The organism is Bradyrhizobium sp. 6(2017) (assembly GCF_011058295.2).
GTDB lineage: Bacteria > Pseudomonadota > Alphaproteobacteria > Rhizobiales > Xanthobacteraceae > Bradyrhizobium > Bradyrhizobium septentrionale.
On record NZ_CP049289.2, the window covers coordinates 7,952,933 to 7,967,927 of the forward strand.

Annotated in this window: 16 protein-coding genes, 1 tRNA gene and 3 pseudogenes; 15 read left to right on the top strand and 5 right to left on the bottom strand. The window is 58.6% G+C overall.

Features of this window, described 5'->3' with window-relative positions; all coding sequences use genetic code 11:
• Positions 1-578: 578 nt before the first annotated feature.
• Together G6P99_RS37800 and G6P99_RS37805 are read right to left on the bottom strand one after the other, a co-directional pair.
• Positions 579-839, bottom strand: a complete 261-nt coding sequence (locus tag G6P99_RS37800) for a hypothetical protein (protein ID WP_165125802.1) — start codon at positions 837-839, stop codon at positions 579-581.
• Positions 840-1,702: 863 nt separating this feature from the next.
• A complete protein-coding gene (locus G6P99_RS37805) occupies positions 1,703-1,930 on the bottom strand; it encodes a hypothetical protein (protein ID WP_165125805.1) in 228 nt (75 codons plus the stop codon).
• An 846-nt stretch (positions 1,931-2,776) separates the two neighbouring features.
• Here G6P99_RS37805 and G6P99_RS37810 point away from each other — a divergent pair.
• From G6P99_RS37810 to G6P99_RS37830, 5 genes are all read left to right on the top strand, one after another.
• The gene (locus G6P99_RS37810) at positions 2,777-3,133 is read left to right on the top strand and encodes a hypothetical protein (protein ID WP_165125808.1); all 357 of its coding nucleotides are present in this window, start codon (positions 2,777-2,779) and stop codon (positions 3,131-3,133) included.
• Positions 3,134-3,300: 167 nt separating this feature from the next.
• Positions 3,301-3,459, top strand: a complete 159-nt coding sequence (locus tag G6P99_RS37815) for a hypothetical protein (RefSeq protein WP_165125811.1) — start codon at positions 3,301-3,303, stop codon at positions 3,457-3,459.
• Positions 3,456-3,677 carry a hypothetical protein gene (locus G6P99_RS37820; RefSeq protein ID WP_165125814.1) on the top strand — a complete coding sequence of 74 codons (222 nt, stop codon included), beginning with the start codon at positions 3,456-3,458 and terminating at the stop codon, positions 3,675-3,677. Before G6P99_RS37815 ends, G6P99_RS37820 begins: the two co-directional genes overlap by 4 nt.
• Positions 3,678-3,926, top strand: a complete 249-nt coding sequence (locus tag G6P99_RS37825; RefSeq protein WP_246709735.1) for a helix-turn-helix transcriptional regulator — start codon at positions 3,678-3,680, stop codon at positions 3,924-3,926.
• The gene (locus G6P99_RS37830) at positions 3,923-4,969 is read left to right on the top strand and encodes a tyrosine-type recombinase/integrase (RefSeq protein WP_165125817.1); all 1,047 of its coding nucleotides are present in this window, start codon (positions 3,923-3,925) and stop codon (positions 4,967-4,969) included. The genes G6P99_RS37825 and G6P99_RS37830 overlap by 4 nt, the downstream gene beginning before the upstream one ends.
• Positions 4,970-5,023: 54 nt before the next feature.
• Here the strand turns inward: G6P99_RS37830 and G6P99_RS37835 are convergent.
• A tRNA-Glu gene (locus G6P99_RS37835) sits at positions 5,024-5,098 on the bottom strand.
• Between the two features lie 114 nt (positions 5,099-5,212).
• Between G6P99_RS37835 and G6P99_RS37840 the strand changes: the two genes are divergently transcribed.
• From G6P99_RS37840 to G6P99_RS37885, 10 genes and pseudogenes are all read left to right on the top strand, one after another.
• Entirely contained in the window at positions 5,213-6,598 is a 1,386-nt protein-coding gene (locus G6P99_RS37840) for a tyrosine-type recombinase/integrase (RefSeq protein WP_165125820.1), read from the top strand.
• 536 nt (positions 6,599-7,134) lie between these two features.
• Positions 7,135-7,356, top strand: coding sequence for an SMEK domain-containing protein (locus G6P99_RS37845; RefSeq protein ID WP_224496575.1), 222 nt, complete (start codon positions 7,135-7,137; stop codon positions 7,354-7,356).
• Positions 7,357-7,398: 42 nt separating this feature from the next.
• A complete protein-coding gene (locus tag G6P99_RS37850; protein ID WP_198031286.1) occupies positions 7,399-7,626 on the top strand; it encodes a hypothetical protein in 228 nt (75 codons plus the stop codon).
• Between the two features lie 137 nt (positions 7,627-7,763).
• Positions 7,764-8,813 (top strand): argonaute/piwi family protein, encoded by a 1,050-nt coding sequence (locus tag G6P99_RS37855; protein ID WP_198031285.1) that lies wholly within the window; start codon positions 7,764-7,766, stop codon positions 8,811-8,813.
• A 1,211-nt stretch (positions 8,814-10,024) separates the two neighbouring features.
• Positions 10,025-10,165, top strand: a pseudogene (locus tag G6P99_RS37860) (IS66 family transposase zinc-finger binding domain-containing protein); the annotation flags it as partial.
• A 311-nt stretch (positions 10,166-10,476) separates the two neighbouring features.
• Positions 10,477-10,872, top strand: a complete 396-nt coding sequence (gene tnpA, locus G6P99_RS37865) for an IS66-like element accessory protein TnpA (RefSeq protein ID WP_165125823.1) — start codon at positions 10,477-10,479, stop codon at positions 10,870-10,872.
• A complete protein-coding gene (gene tnpB / locus G6P99_RS37870) occupies positions 10,869-11,216 on the top strand; it encodes an IS66 family insertion sequence element accessory protein TnpB (protein WP_029084864.1) in 348 nt (115 codons plus the stop codon). Before tnpA ends, tnpB begins: the two co-directional genes overlap by 4 nt.
• Before the next feature lie 275 nt (positions 11,217-11,491).
• A pseudogene (locus G6P99_RS37875) lies at positions 11,492-11,767 on the top strand (transposase domain-containing protein); the annotation flags it as partial.
• Positions 11,768-11,779: 12 nt separating this feature from the next.
• A pseudogene (locus tag G6P99_RS37880) lies at positions 11,780-12,204 on the top strand (transposase); the annotation flags it as partial.
• Between the two features lie 645 nt (positions 12,205-12,849).
• Positions 12,850-13,317 (top strand): peptidoglycan-binding domain-containing protein, encoded by a 468-nt coding sequence (locus tag G6P99_RS37885; protein WP_165125826.1) that lies wholly within the window; start codon positions 12,850-12,852, stop codon positions 13,315-13,317.
• Positions 13,318-13,954: 637 nt separating this feature from the next.
• Here G6P99_RS37885 and G6P99_RS37890 read toward each other — a convergent pair.
• Together G6P99_RS37890 and G6P99_RS37895 are read right to left on the bottom strand one after the other, a co-directional pair.
• The gene (locus tag G6P99_RS37890; protein WP_029085180.1) at positions 13,955-14,491 is read right to left on the bottom strand and encodes a GNAT family N-acetyltransferase; all 537 of its coding nucleotides are present in this window, start codon (positions 14,489-14,491) and stop codon (positions 13,955-13,957) included.
• 119 nt (positions 14,492-14,610) lie between these two features.
• Positions 14,611-14,841 carry a hypothetical protein gene (locus G6P99_RS37895; protein ID WP_224496914.1) on the bottom strand — a complete coding sequence of 77 codons (231 nt, stop codon included), beginning with the start codon at positions 14,839-14,841 and terminating at the stop codon, positions 14,611-14,613.
• Positions 14,842-14,995: the final 154 nt, after the last annotated feature.

Here is a 14,995-nt window from a genome sequence, read left to right on the forward strand (position 1 = left end):
CAGCAAGTAGACGGCTGCGAGCACAACAATGGTGATGATGATGGCTAAGACGGTGGTCCTTTCCATCCTTCGAATATGCGCCCCAAACCGCTCCTTTTCCAGCCCGGAACTCCGCCACAATCAAACTGACCCACTACCCCCGGCTGGACGTTCAATAAGCTCGTATTGGGGAACGTGGGTACTTTCCGACCACGATTCTAGCGCGGCCCCACACACCGTGCAGATTGCATCGCCCGTATGCGGTGCCAAGAACTTCTCTTCGGTACGTCTGTACTCGGCGCCGCAAATGCATTGAACAATCGTCGCCATCACCAGAATATGCGCCCCATGCGGCCCGTTTTCCAGCGAGCAAAAGGTCGCTGGGACGCGCCTCAGGTTCCCTACATCGTGAAAATGACAATCAAGATCAGCACGGAAAGTGCGATTGAGATGCCACCGGCTATCGTTATCCCGTCCCATTTCATGGGTGGACGCTGAAGCTGTTGCCGGGTCCGCTCATTGATCTTCGTCAAGAACGAATTGCGACCTGTGGAAATTTATGTGCCCAGAACAGTGAAGAACGCCGGCCAAGCCTACGGCTACGCAAACAGGTCGTTCCCAGCCTGCAGTATCCTCACGAACGTTCCGCTCTCGTGATACTCCAGCCAGCCTTGGCTGATCGCATGCTGTAGGGCCGCCCAATATTCGGCCGGCGTCGCCTTGTCCTCATCGATCATTGGGCGGTTGATCTTCTCGATGTAGATCCGGCCGTCCTGGATCGGCTCAAACGCTCGAGCGTGCTCCATGATCCTGCGGGCAGCCTTCTCAGGATCTGCCCAGCGATAATCAACGTATTTCATCAGTCTTCCCCAGTGCGTCCAAAACGACGCTTAGCCGAGTCGGCAGTGCGATGCCAAAGCTCGATGCACTTCTGATCGAGCGCGGCGTAGAACCGCTCCCACGATTCCCGAAACATCGCCTTGGCACCCTCCAGATCGGGGGCGCTTCCGTTGCCTTAGGGTAGGATCGGCAGCGGGACCGTGATGCTATGAGAAACGGCCCCAGCACCTCTGGGGGCCTGAGGAGGGGCCGGTGCTGGGGCCGTTGCCTGATCCGCCGATTTATCTCTTGGAGGTCGGCAGCTTCGATACTGCGCCCCTCTCTGATCCTCCCGCAATAGCCTGGGCGCAACAGTGTCCTAGTTCCCAGCGCGAGTGTCCTAGTCCGGATAGCACTAGTTTGATTTGTTAGGTGGCCTGTTTTGGTTTTCAGGCTCATAAGCAGGCGATGGAATCGGACCACCGAACCTGCAGGTGCGGAGCTGTTTACAGCCGCACCGAGTCCATCGCCCCGGCTCGCGAAATCGGCAGCTTTGAATGCCTACTGTGCGGCGCAACGCTGGAAACCTGGAACTCAGCTTGGGTGCCAACCTACAAGTTTCTGGCCGGGCCGGTGCGACCGCCTGAGAAGTAAGGCCGCCTCAGTTGGCGGCCTTTTTCAAGCGGCAGCCTGCGGTGAGCTAGGACACCTTCTGGAGTAGCCCACTAGCACAGTACCGATTGCCACTTTTTCCCGATACTGTGAGTGGCGCTCCTCCGGAAAGGGGCGCCCCACGAAGCGGCCCCGGTGTGCTCCCCAAGCCCTGCCGGGGCCGTTTCTTTTTGTAGTGAGCCTTGTCTAGCCAGAGACGCCCTTGGCGAAGTCGATCACTTTGCCCCAGTCGTCAATCTCGCTTAATGACCAAGAGATCGTAGATTGAGCCTGTAAGATTTTTGAGCGGTATCCGATATCCGTCTTCGCCTTCGTGGTGGACAGTGTCTTGAGCCACGCGCTGGAAAGCACCTAGGTCGTTCGAACCATTGCCGGCGGGCTGGATCGAGAATGTGCGATCATCGACGATCGTAGCGCGGTGCAGCCGCGATCCCTTACGAAGCTTATCGAAGTAGCGCATTCGCATCCTCTCCAGAAACAATTCAAATGGCAAAAGCCGCAATCCCTTATTTGGTTCCGTTCCAGCGGAGGAACCAACCTTGCCAGACGGACTTCACGCTTGGTTTTTGAAACACGTTGGGAGCAACCTGCTCACGATCTCCAGTTTTCTGAAAATGGCACGCGGCCCCCCATGTCGTGCCAGTTAGGCGTAACGTGCACGGCGCCGGCCACGCCGCAGACCGTGCACACCAAGCGCCAGCCGACACGCGACCAAGACTGATCTTGAGGAAGAGCGTCGAGCCTCACATCGACCAGGCGCCCACAGCCACCATGGCATTGGATGTTGCAGGTGATATGACCATCCGCGAGCCACTCCGCGGGACTGCCGGGCGGGAACGAGCGGCCGGACCACTTGGTATATCGACGCTGGCGCATGCCGAGATTGATTCCTCGGCTGCAGGGCGGATGCAAATTCTCAAGATTTTGGGGTTGGGAACAGCGCCGAGCTACTGATCGTCGTGGGTTGGATTAGGCGCCCGCCTATGCGTCTTCCTCTCGCAGGGCCGAAGGGCCAGCCGCCCGCATTGAGCGCACAGGCGCCGACGGCTCGCTGGCTGACGCGGCTTCCAGATTGCAGCAAGGCTGTTTGATTTCGCCTCTCTCGATTTCACCGATTCGGTTTAATGTAAATGCATGTTCATTTCAGTTGACCGTTTTCCAGATCGGTGAAACGCTACCGGCCGGAGACCAATCCTAACCGTCCATCGGGCAACGCGGTCGTTTTCGCAGAACCGCCGCAGCGCATCAGGTAGCGGCGCACGCGCCGCCATCAACGATGACGTGTCTTTCAACAAGGATGGTTTCCATGGCAAAAACTACACGCACAACCCTCCGCACCACCACCAACATCGACGCCCTGATCGAGCGCTACGACATCCTGGCCGCACGTCTCGACGCTCTCTACAAAATGGAGGAGGATTACGCCACCGAGGCCGAGCGCACCGCCATCGCGCACGAGGCCGAACCGCTCGCGATCCAGATCATAGCGACAGAGGCATACACGCGGCGCGCGGTCGACGCCAAGGATCGCATCGCCACTCAGGAAGGCTTTGGGCGGGACCAGATTGTACGACGCATGCGCGCGTACGACCTCGAACGGATCGCGGCCCGGCGACGGCGGCCAGCCCGGACACTGGTTAATCACGCCGCCGCGTCCGCATAAACCCCAGCACCACCATCACGACAGGCCCGCCATCTCGGCGGGCCTTTTCATGTAGTACCCATCTTCACCGCAGAGTGATGGGTTCCGCATTGCACGCTGAACGCAACGTGTTCTCATGGTGATAGCGCGTCGTGCCTGAAGCGCATCAATCTATGAGGATCATTCACATGCAAACCTATATCGGACTCCGTGCACCTCTTGAATTGAAGGACGCGTTGAAGGCCGACGCCGCCGCCTGCAGGCGCACGCTCAATCAGCATACGATCTGGCTACTTGAAGCCGCGCTGAAGGCCAGCGCCGAGCGCGAGAAGCAGGCGGTGCGGTGATGGCTACTCCCGCAGAAATCAAATCCACCGCCGCCAGCCTTCGCGAAATCGCCGGCATGTTCGCCATCTACACCGGCTCGGACGGCTCCGCGCAGCTGCCGTCATGGGTCGTCATCGACACGATGGTCAAGCTTGAACAGGCCGCCGATCTACTGGACCGGGCCGCTCGCACACGTAGCACCAAAGGAGCCGCGGCGAAGGCGATCGAGAGCGACTAGATGATGTCCAAACAGGTCGCGCTCCCCCCGACCCTACCGCCGCGCCTGATTGGTCGAGACGCGGCGGCCGCCTACATCAACGTCAGCCCAAACACGCTCGACCGCATGGTGGAGGATGGCCGGATGCCGCATCCCCGGATTCTGGCGGATAGGCGTATCGCATGGGACGTGAGGGAACTTGACATCTTTGTTGATCAGTTGCCCCATCAGGGCGAGGCGCAGGCCGCCTCCGATGAGGGCTGGACATGACCAGGAAGCGTCGCAGGCTGCCGCCGCACGTTGAGGCCAACACCGTCAAGGGCAAGGTCTATCTGTCATTCCGAGTACGCAGTCAGAACGGGCCGCGCATCAGACTCCCCGATGATCCGACGTCAGAAGAGTTTCGCTTGGCCTACGCCGCGGCGATGGGCACTGCCACACCGATGACGGTGACGAAGAAGGAGTCGGCCGACAGCATCAGTGCGAAGATCAGCGCCTACATGAAGAGTCCGGCCTATCGCGCGCTCAGCGACTCATCGAAGGACAGCTATAGCTCGAGGCTCGAGCAGATGAGGACCGATCACGGTCACCGCGCATTCTCTGGACTCACGAAAGAGCGGATCGAAACTTTCATCATGGCGCCGCTTGCCAACAAGCCGGGTGCTGCGCTCGACACGCTCAAGAAGCTGCGCATCCTGATCAATCATTTCGGTCTGACGCCTGATCCAACGGCCGGCATCAAGCGGCCCAAGGGCGGTGAGATCAGGGCTTGGACGGATGCCGAGATGTCCGCCTTTGAGCGCCGCTGGCTGATCGGAACGAAGCAGCGCACCGCATATAGCCTAATGCTGAATATGGGCACAGCGCGCGTCGATACTCACCTATTGACGTGGCACCAGGTCGACGACGGCGCCTGCTACAGACGCCACAAGACTGGCGTCGCGGTCGACATGGCGGTGAGCGAGGATCTGGAAAGGGCGCTGTCTGCAACACCGCGCAAGCACGTCACCGTCATCAACACCGAGTACGGCAAGCCGTTCACCGTCGATGGCTTCAGCCGCTTCATGCGGGACGCGATCACAGCCGCGGGCCTGCCTCTTTCCTGCCAGCCACACGGACTCCGAAAGACCTTGGGTAGACTACTCGCTGATGCTGGTTGTTCGGCGCATGACATCATGGCAGCGCTCGGCCACACCACATTGGCGGAGGCGGAGCGCTACACCCGCGAGGCCGATCGCAAGCGCGGCGGCAAGCGCGCGGTGACGCAACTCAACGAACATCGGAAGAACAAACCTTCCCAAACCGCATCATAGAGTTTGGGAAAACGGGCAAAAAACCCGGGAAAAACAATGCCATTAATTCCTGGCTGGCGCTCCCTAGGGGAATCGAACCCCTGTTTCAGCCTTGAGAGGGCCAAATAATAAGTCCCTCTCCGTTCGTCATCGTCCGCCGACGTTCAATAATTTCAATAGGTTGAACGCCCTTAGTCCGGTATTGTTCGCCAATGTACATGGGTTTATATTCAACGGATATTCGACGTAAAACCGGCGAACGCTATGTCGAAGACACTCACCGAGGCTCAAGTTACGACGGCTAAAGCGCGCTCCAGGCTCGAGCTTGGCGTGCATTGGCGTCGCCTCGATGCGGAAGCGCATCTGGGCTATCGCAAAGGAAGACAGAGCGGCATTTGGCTTGTCCGCTGGCGCAATCACTACGGAGGCGGCAACTACAAGCAGGCGCAAGTCGGCGTCGCCAACGACATCAATGACAAGCCCGCCGACGGGATTCTGACCTTCGAACAGGCCGTGGGAACGGCACGGGAGGCCGTAGCTCGAGTCAGAACAGAAGCCGCGTCGCACGCGGCGGGCCCGGCTCCTACCGTGCGATCGGCCGTTGAATCCTACGTCAAGGAACGCGACGCTCGAGAAAAACGCCGAACAGGTCGCGACGTCCGATCCGACGCCGGTACCAAGCTGCGGCGCTACGTACTTGGTCAAGAAAAGCGCGGCAATCAGGAAGCTGCTGAAGCTGCTGCTCTCGCATCGGTGTATCTGCATGCCTTGAAAGAGGACGACTTGATAACGTGGCGTGAGGGTTTGCCGGAGGACTTAAAGGTCACGACCAAGCAGCGGTTCGTGAATGACCTCAAGGCCGCACTAAATGCCGCGTGGCCGCGGCTTTCCGCAGATCGGAAGAAACTAAACCCGACGTTCCTCGCCATTGTGAAGGCCGGCTTCAAAGCCGAGCGGATCGATGATGATGACGATGTGTCGGTTGCTCGGGATAACCAGATTCTCACGGATGAAGAGGTTGGCGCCATCCTGCAAGCTGCGCATGAAGTCGATCAGGAGCTTGGGTTTGATGGCGATCTATATCGGATCGTCGTATGCTTGGCCGCGACCGGCGCGCGGTATGCCCAGGTCAGGCGAATGCGCGTGGGCGACGTACAGGTTTCTGCGCGGCGTCTGATGGTGCCGGGTTCCTACAAGGGGCGCGGGGGTAATAGCGGCTCAGACCCGGTCCCAGTGGGTGACGATGTAATTGCGGTGCTTTTACCCGCAATTACCGGCCGGCCAAGCGATGCACCTCTTCTCGAGCGATGGATCCATGAACAGGAGCCAAGGGGTATCGCGTGGAAGAAGTCTGAACGCGGTCCATGGAAAAGAGCCGAACTTGCACGGCCCTGGAAGGCCATTCGCGAGCGCGCCGGTATGCCAGAGGTGATTCCCTATGCTTTGCGGCACTCGAGCATCGTCCGCGGTCTCCGAAAGGGCTTGCCCATTCAACAGGTGGCCAAACTGCACAACACCTCAGTCAAAATGATCGAGCGGCATTACGCGAAATACATTGCGACCGCCTTGGAAGACCTCGCAAGAGCTGTAGTCGTGTCGCTGGTGCCGCGGAGTGGTGGAAACGTGGTGCCGATGGGAAAACGCGCGTAGGCGCCCTTCCCGAGCCTGGTTCCAAAGTGATGTGTCCTTATCGGTCGCAGGACGGCTGTCTGGTACGAACGGCCGCTTTGCGCCAAGAGCTGCCCTCGGAAGGCGAAGGCCACACGTTCGAATCGTGTCGGGTGCGCCAACATCGTCGATGCGCAATCGCCATTGTCTACTGACGATACCAAGCCCGTCAGATCCCACGGAGACGCAAGATCGTCGCCACTCAGGCCTTCCCGCCGTGATGCGATCAGCAGTCGAAGAGATCAGCTGCACAACGCAGTCTGATGGATAGGTCTAAATCCCGGCCCCTAAACATCCGATACGTGCGGCACGGGTCCAGCGAGTTCGTGAAATTGCTAGCGAACCGAATACCCAGGTTGAGGGCACATTTCGACCAATCCCCGACGTTCACTCACAGCGAGCAGCGACGACCCCTTCTGACGGCCGCAGGAATAAGGCAGCAAGGAGGATCCGGCCCTTGAAATGTTCCCGCTGCGTTCCCATCGTTAGAGATCAGCCGTTAGAGGATGGGGCACGGAATGAGGCAGCTTGAGGTTGAGAACCAGCTCCGCGACGTGGTCAGCCGAATCATCGTTCAGGTTGAGTTGGCAACCTCCCAGGGTCGAACCGATATCAACTTGGCGCTGGAAGATGCGTTCATCCCCATCCTGAAGTCAGTTTACAACCTGCCGCACCTCACTAACCTGAATCGGAAGCAGAAGAACTTCCCCGGCATCGATCTCGGCGACGATCGTCGGTGACGACGATGAAGACGATATCCAAGTGGCGGGAGGAACGGCTGCATGAAACTCACGACGCTACCTGAACCGCTGCTCGAATTCGGTACCGGCACGCACGTTTGCCCCCGAACGGGAATCGAGCACTTGGGCGTCTACGACAAGCTAGATGAGTTGCGTCGAACCGAACTGCGGATCGGCGTGGTCGGACGCGGAGAAGGAATCGACCTCTTGGACGATTGGCTCGAGAGGTGCCGGGATGGAATTGACCGCAAGGAGGGTCCAAGCTGCTGAACCTGTTTCGGGGCTTCGGCGGCATCAATCAGGACTACGGATTCCTGACGAGGATCATCAACTCTCCGCAATACACCCGCACCATCAAGAAGTCGGATATCTCGGCAGTAGTTAAGCTCGCGTCCCGGGCGGAGCGAGTGGAGAAGGCCGTTGAGCTCTACTACGAGCAGATTCGCTTCCTCGCCGAGAATAGATCGGTGGACGTGATCGTCTGCGTGATGCCGAACGAGATGTTCGACTCCATCACGACGACCGCGGAGAGCGACGACGATGATTCGGGGGAAAGCGAACTTGAGCACAACTTCAGACGCATTCTGAAGGCCAAGAGCATGCACCTTGGCACGCCACTACAGTTGGTACGCGAGAAGACCATCATCATCACCAAGCAGGCGGGAGATCAGCAGGACCCGGCGACGAAAGCGTGGAACTTCGTCACGGCGCTCTACTATAAAGGAAACAAGACGATCCCTTGGCGGCTCGTTGAGGACACGGCGAAACTACGGTCGTGCTACATCGGCATCGGCTTCTACAAGAGCCGCGACGGGGAGACAGTATCGTCGAGCCTGGCTCAGGTCTTCGACGAATTCGGGCACGGGATCATTCTGCGTGGCACGCCGGTGTCGATCGACAAGAAGAATCGTCGCCCTTACCTTAGCGAGGATCAGGCCTACGAGTTGCTGCGCGACGCGCTGGACGAGTATGACCGAGCACTTGAGCACATGCCGGCTCGGATCGTGATCCACAAGTCGAGCCAATACCGCGAGAGCGAGCGCAAGGGTTTTCTCAGAGCGCTCGACGAGAAGGGCATCCGAACGAAAGACTTCGTCGCGATAACGGACACGGACATCAGGCTGTTCGGTGATAAGGACTATCCGCCGAAGCGCGGCACGCTGATGACGATCTCCGAGACCGAGGGAGTCCTCTACACGCGAGGTACCGTCGATTTCTACAAGACGTATCCCGGCATGTACGTGCCAGCCCCGCTGAAGATCACCGTGTACGAACAGGATTCGTCTCTTGAGAGCCTTTGCGATGAGATACTTGGGCTGACCAAGATGAACTGGAATAACACCCAGATGGACGGTCGTCTGCCCATCACGCTTGAGTGTGCCCGGAAGATCGGAGACATCATGAAATACGTGGGCCCGACCGAGAAGCCGCAGGTCAGCTACAGCTTCTACATGTAGCGATTTCGCGGGCTTGGGCGATCGTTCTTACGATCACCCCCTGCGGGAGATCACAACATCGGATTGTTGCGCTTGATCAGTAGGAAATCAAAAACTCGTTGAAGCAGCGAAATGGCGGAGAGAGTGTCAGTCAATGCGACCTCCCGTGAGCACTCAACGTCTTGCTCGGCCTGCTGTCCTAGAGAAGTACCGCCAAATTGCCTGAAGAAAATAAGAACCAACCACACCGAAGAGGGTACAAGAGAAGGAATATATGAGGTGGACAGCGATGGAACCCGATATTGGTGAACCTCTCAGGCGCCATGAGGTGACCCCTTTGAACGAGCCTGTGATCAGTCCAGAACCGCCTGATCTTCCACAAGTCCCGACTAAGGTGCCTGAAAAGGAACCGGCATGAGCTACATGGTCGGCGAACTTGTTGGCCATCGGTATTGGGTTGTCTCTTGGCAAGGGAACCTGTTTGGGCCACATAGCTGGCGCCATTGGCACCCTGAAGAGCCAATGTCAGGCGGCAATATGAACCATAGCGGCCACGCCGGGGTGTATGCCATCAAGACCAGGGACCTGGTCGAGCGCTTCATTGCGAACGTATCGGTGCGGAGAGAGCTTGCAAACACCTGGCGGTCCCCGCCTCTTCTTCCACCAACCGACCAGCCAGGGCCAGTTGCTCTCGCTATCGGCTCAGTCTCGCTGTGGGGCACAATCTGGGAGCATGAGTCAGGCTTCCGCGCTCAGTTCGGGCGCGTGCGGACTATCGATGAGTGGCTCGTGGGCGAAGAGTTCGAACAGCGCCAAACAGAAGGTGTGCTACTCGAACGATTACGAAACAAGTACGGTTGTGCCTCTAGGCAAGACATGAGTTTCTGCTGAGCACTGAGCACGAGCTCAACCTCTCGACCGGCAGTGTCGACGGGCTCGTTTTGATCTTTTGACGCGATGAACTACTTTTTGAAAACCTCAGGCCCGTGTGGGATGAAGCAGTACGATCAGAACTGATTAGCTTGCCGACAAGCCTTATCGTTCCGTGCAAAGGGGGGCCAGAGGTTCGGCGCGAAGTCCGAAAAGCTGCGACCAGATCAGTATCATTTACCGCTCGAAGACGTGAGGTCGCGCAGGGCATCCTGGACGCGGCTCAGGAGAGAGCCGAGGCTGTGATCCAGGGCCGATCGCGGAGCGTGCCGGATCAAGGTTCTCATCGCAATCGCGGCTGCTTGCCTGCCCATTTGCCTCGGGTGGAACGGATCATCGAGCCTGCGAGCACGCTTTGTCCGTGCGGTTGCGGCGCCATGACGAAGATCGGCGAGGATGTCACCAAACGCCTCGACGTGATCCCTGCGCAATGGCGAGTGCTTGGTCACGCCGGCGCTTCGTCAAATTGGCCCGCAACAGCAAGTCGCCGAGGCCGCGGTTCGGCACATCGCACAGCTTTACGCCATCGAAGCCATGGTACGCGCTTCATCGCCGGACATCCGGCTGGCCGCGCGCAAGGAGCACTCGCTGCCATCGTCGCCGCGTTAAAGCCGTGGTTCGAGAAACAACTGTCGATGATCTCAAGTGGTTCGACGCTCGCCGAGCGGTACGCATCCGACGGGCGCCGTCTTGCGTGACGCGTGGTAATTCGCGAAGCGTGCGACCTTAAGTCTAGCTTTAAGGTCATCAGGCGATGCGGGTCGAGGTTTTGGGCGGGCTGGAGCGGCGGCGGCGCTGGTCGCAGGATGACAAGGCGCGGATTGTCGAGGAGACGTTGGCGCCAGGCGCGAAGGTGACAGAGGTTGCGCGTCGCAACGGAGTAGCGGCCGGCCTGGTGTTTACCTGGCGTCGACAAGCGCGGACATCAGAGCAGGTTGTACCTTCCTTTGCGCCGGTGCAGATCGTCGCTACAGAAGTGGAGGAAACTCCGAAGCTTTTGCCTGCGGGTGACGGCCGAGTGCGCTCCGTGGCGGCCGCGCGTACTGGATTGATCGAGATCGATCTTGGCAACCGACGACGCATCCGGGTGGATGCACACGTCGATCCGGAGGCGCTGGCGCGGGTCCTCGAGGTGCTTGAGCGCCGATGATCGCCATACCGGGCAATGTACGGGTTTGGCTCGCGACCGGCCATACCGATATGCGCCGAGGCTTCCCTAGCCTTGCGCGTCTGGTTCAGGAGGGTTTGAAACGGAACCCTCACGCTGGCGATCTCTACGTTTTTAGAGGCCGCCGCGGCGACCTGATCAAGATCATCTGGCATGATGGCCAGAGCGCGTGTCTGTTCACGAAGCGGCTGGAGCGCGGCCGCTTTTTGTGGCCGTCGCTGGCGGACGGCGTTGTGACGATCAGCGTTGCGCAACTATCCTATCTCCTGTCCGGAATTGACTGGCGGATGCCGCAGGCGACCTGGCGTCCACAGGCTTCCGGTTAAGCTGTGGCTCTTTGACTCACGGCAGGAATCCAGCGGGATTTTTTGCCGCGAATATGGTTGATTCGCCCTCGTGACGACGCCCACCGATGCGCTTCCCGCCGACCTTGCCGCTGCGCATGCGATGATCATTGCGCCACGCGCAAAATCCACGGCCGCCGCGACGCCCCCTACCGGATAACCTGCCGGTCGAACGTATCATCGAACCCATGCCTTGCGCGTGTGGCAAGTGCGGCAGTGAAGGGCTGCACAAGCTCGGCGAGATGGTATCGAAGACTCTGGAATGCGACACGAACCCGGTCGAGAACGCCATCCGGCCAGTCTGCCTGACCAGAAAAAATGCGCTCTTCGCCGGTCATGAAGTCGGCGCGGAAAACTGGGCGCTGCTCGCGTCGATCGTCGCCACCTGCAAGCTCAACGACGTCAACCCGGCCGCCTACATCGCCGAAACACTCGAGACGATCATCGACGGCCATCCCCATAGCAGCATCGAAGACCTCATGCCGTGGCGATTCCGCAAGACGTCAAGCTTGCACCGACGGGGTCGCGGCTAAGCGCTTACCGTTGATCAAGGGCGCAACATCTATGTCTGCCCAGGTGGCGCGGAGCTGGCCAGCACAGGCAATATCGATCAAGGTCATATCGCTTACTACAGGGCCAGCAAGAACGATCGCTCCTGTGCTCACTAAAGCCGCAGTGCACGACCGCAACCGTGCGCAAAATTACCCGCGACCTTGACGAAGATGTGCGTGATCGCGTCCGCGCTTTGGCCAATACAGAAGCCTTCGAACAGTCGCGCCGGGAGCGCAAGAAGGTTGAGATGCGATTTGCGCACATGAAACGCGTTCTCAGGCTCGACCGGTTCCGGCTGCGGGGCTTGAGCGGCGTCAGAGACGAAGTCCTGCCCACGGCAACCGCACAAAACCTTAGGAGGCTAGCCAAGCTTCTCTGTCGTGTCCCACCTCCCCGGACAGCGATTCGCCCGGCGTAGGCATCCCCTCGGGCACAACTACCTATACAATACCCCAACAAAAGCAGACCCAACCAACAAACCGCGCAAGAAGTCACAGCGAAGGCTGGCAATCGAGATCAGTCGAGTTTTACAACAGTATCCGGCGGAGATGGGAAGCAATCGCGCACTCCAAACACGCTCGATTCGTCCGACGACAAATCGCATTGCTATGACCGAGGCCGCAATGTCGTTGGCCACGTTTTTCCGCCTCTCCCATGGTCAGGGGCGTACCGAACTTCGCGCCACCGTATTGATATTGGCACGTTCCGCGCCTCTGGCCTTGGATGTCAGCTTTGTCTCCAATCGCCGAGTGAGCTGCTCGTTCGGAAGTTCCGAGCCGGGCCAAGAACGACCGACTCGACGACGGTGAATAAGGCATAATACTGCCTCTATCAAACTAAGCCGCGGCATCACCAATGAAATGAGGGTTCCTGGTGCCTCTAAGCTTGGCCGAATGCGCTGGTCCGGGTGTGCGGGCCATTTTCATCAGAGACCCCACCAGATCCAGGAGGTGATCAGTCTCCCAGGTAAGGTACGCTAGTGAACGCGCATCTACACTCGCGCTGCTACAATGCCAGCTGCTACAATGCCAAATGATACTAGGCAACCAAGGGAATGATCGCTATGGCCGAACCTATCATCAAACTGGGCTCGAAAGGTGATGCGGTAAAGAGGGCGCAAAAGGCGTTGATTGAGCGATATTATCTTCCTCTCGGAACAGATGACGGCATCTTCGGACCTGTGACCCGAAAGGCGGTCAGAAGTTATCAAACTGATCGATCCGTAGGGCATGACTGGGCGTTCTCGTTTCCCCTAAAAGTTGACGGCATCGTGGGGCCGGCGACTTGGTTCAGGCTAACGCCAGAGACGGTCAAGAAGGGCTCAAAGGGCAGCGGTGTGAGGCTCCTCCAGGAGATACTCAAACACTATGCGGACCCTCAGCTTGATCCTGGGGCCGTAGACGGCGATTTTGGCCCGCACACTGAGGCTGCGGTGAAGGTATTCCAGGCATCTCACGTTGATTTCGATGGTACCCCGTTGAAGGCTGACGGAATTGTCGGCCCCAAGACGTGGGCCGCCCTCTGGAGTTGATCGAGCGCGTTTTAACTTCGACATGAAGCAAAGGGAGTTCAAAAGCGTCACAACGACCAGCGCGCGCGAACAGCGTTAGGATCAAAGAGCCCCTTTTGGGATGAGGGTAAGGTCCTCGGGCCCCGCCCTCGCCCCGATAAAAAGCTGAACGTCCATAACCAACGAAGTGTCGGCGTAGCTTGCTGAGATCCTGGGTAGCTTAGTCAATTCTAATCCAACTGCGGCTCCGAAACGGTTTCACACGCGCCCGCTACGCGGTTCGTGCCCACCAAGTCGCCCGAGCAACAGAGTTGCAGTATCCGCGTCTTGTTGCGGGGGGAGATGAAATGCGCAATCAGGGGCGCTCAGCGCCTGATTTTCGTGATCGGCCCACCGCGAGCGGCGATCGCCTGTTCATGTCCATCGCCTGTTCATGTCCCCGGGGTGCGCCAATCAGGCGTAAAACTCTAAGTACCTGGCCCCAAAGTCGGGATCCATGTCAGATGCCCAATGCGGCACCTGCACCAGAGATTTAGTTGCGGCTGTTCTACGCCAGCGCTTGGCCGGCCGTCCAATCCATGACGGCCGGCACAAGCCTTAACTATAGATGAACTGGTTTCTCTCAGGGGGCCTGGCCAGCCCTGCCCCCTGAGGTATGCTAGCGCTCCATCTCGCCCATAAGGATTTCATCTGGAGCGTATCGTGGATTGGAAATGAGAGTCCGCATTTCCGCATTCTTGTCCTCGTCCGTAAACCGGAATCCCTTCTTGTAGAAAAATTCTGAAGCTCCCTCATCTTGAGAGAGAAGGGATAGCGTGGAAAGGCCCGCGGACTCCCTAATGTGATCGGCGACTGCGATCATAGCCGTCCCGACCCCCTTGTACCTCGACCGGCCGACATTCTCTATGGTGAGAATTCGCAAATTGTCGCGCCCCGGCGCCACGGTCATACTTCCCACCTTATTGCGTTCATTGGCATCAGAAAACAAAGAAACGCTTTGGGCGTTGCCAATATTGCTACTTACTCTGTGTAGCCTGACTGACTCACCTGTCCTCTTGTCAACAGCGAAAGAGGCTGGCCCTTCAGCAGCTAAAGCGGCCGTAAAAGCAGTTGTATCTGCGCCAGAAGTGCCGGCCAACGCATCGCGCTGCTGGTCCACACTTTGCCCGTAGGCATTGTTGTAATTGGTTCTCATCGCAACGAGTTGTTATGTAGACAAGCTGACAAAAAGCTGACAAAGCCGACATTTCTTGCCAATGTGCCGGCGTCGCCTGACACGCTCGCTTTGCGTCGTCCAAAGCAGTACTCAGCGCTCTAGCGTGACCTGATCTCGAGCGCTGGCTGACGAACAAGCCACGCCTGGCCTGCCTTGTCGAACATTCGGCGCCGGCCGGCCTTGATCTGCTGCGCGAATGCGGCATAGGCCGCAATGTCTCCGAACCGGACCGGCATGAACGTAAATCTCACAGAGGCGCGATTGCCGAACCGCGCCGCGACGAGCAGCGCAGTATCTTGGTAGACCTTCGGCTCGACCTTCATTTTCATCCGGCTGATCTCGATCTTGCGCGCGTAAGGGACCGGGTTGGAGATATTGATCTGGTCGCCGCGACGGAATGCCGAAACGTCGCTGACGACATGACCATTTAGAAAAACCGTGTGGCTATCCCGGTAGAGACCGGGATGCGGATCTCCGACCGAG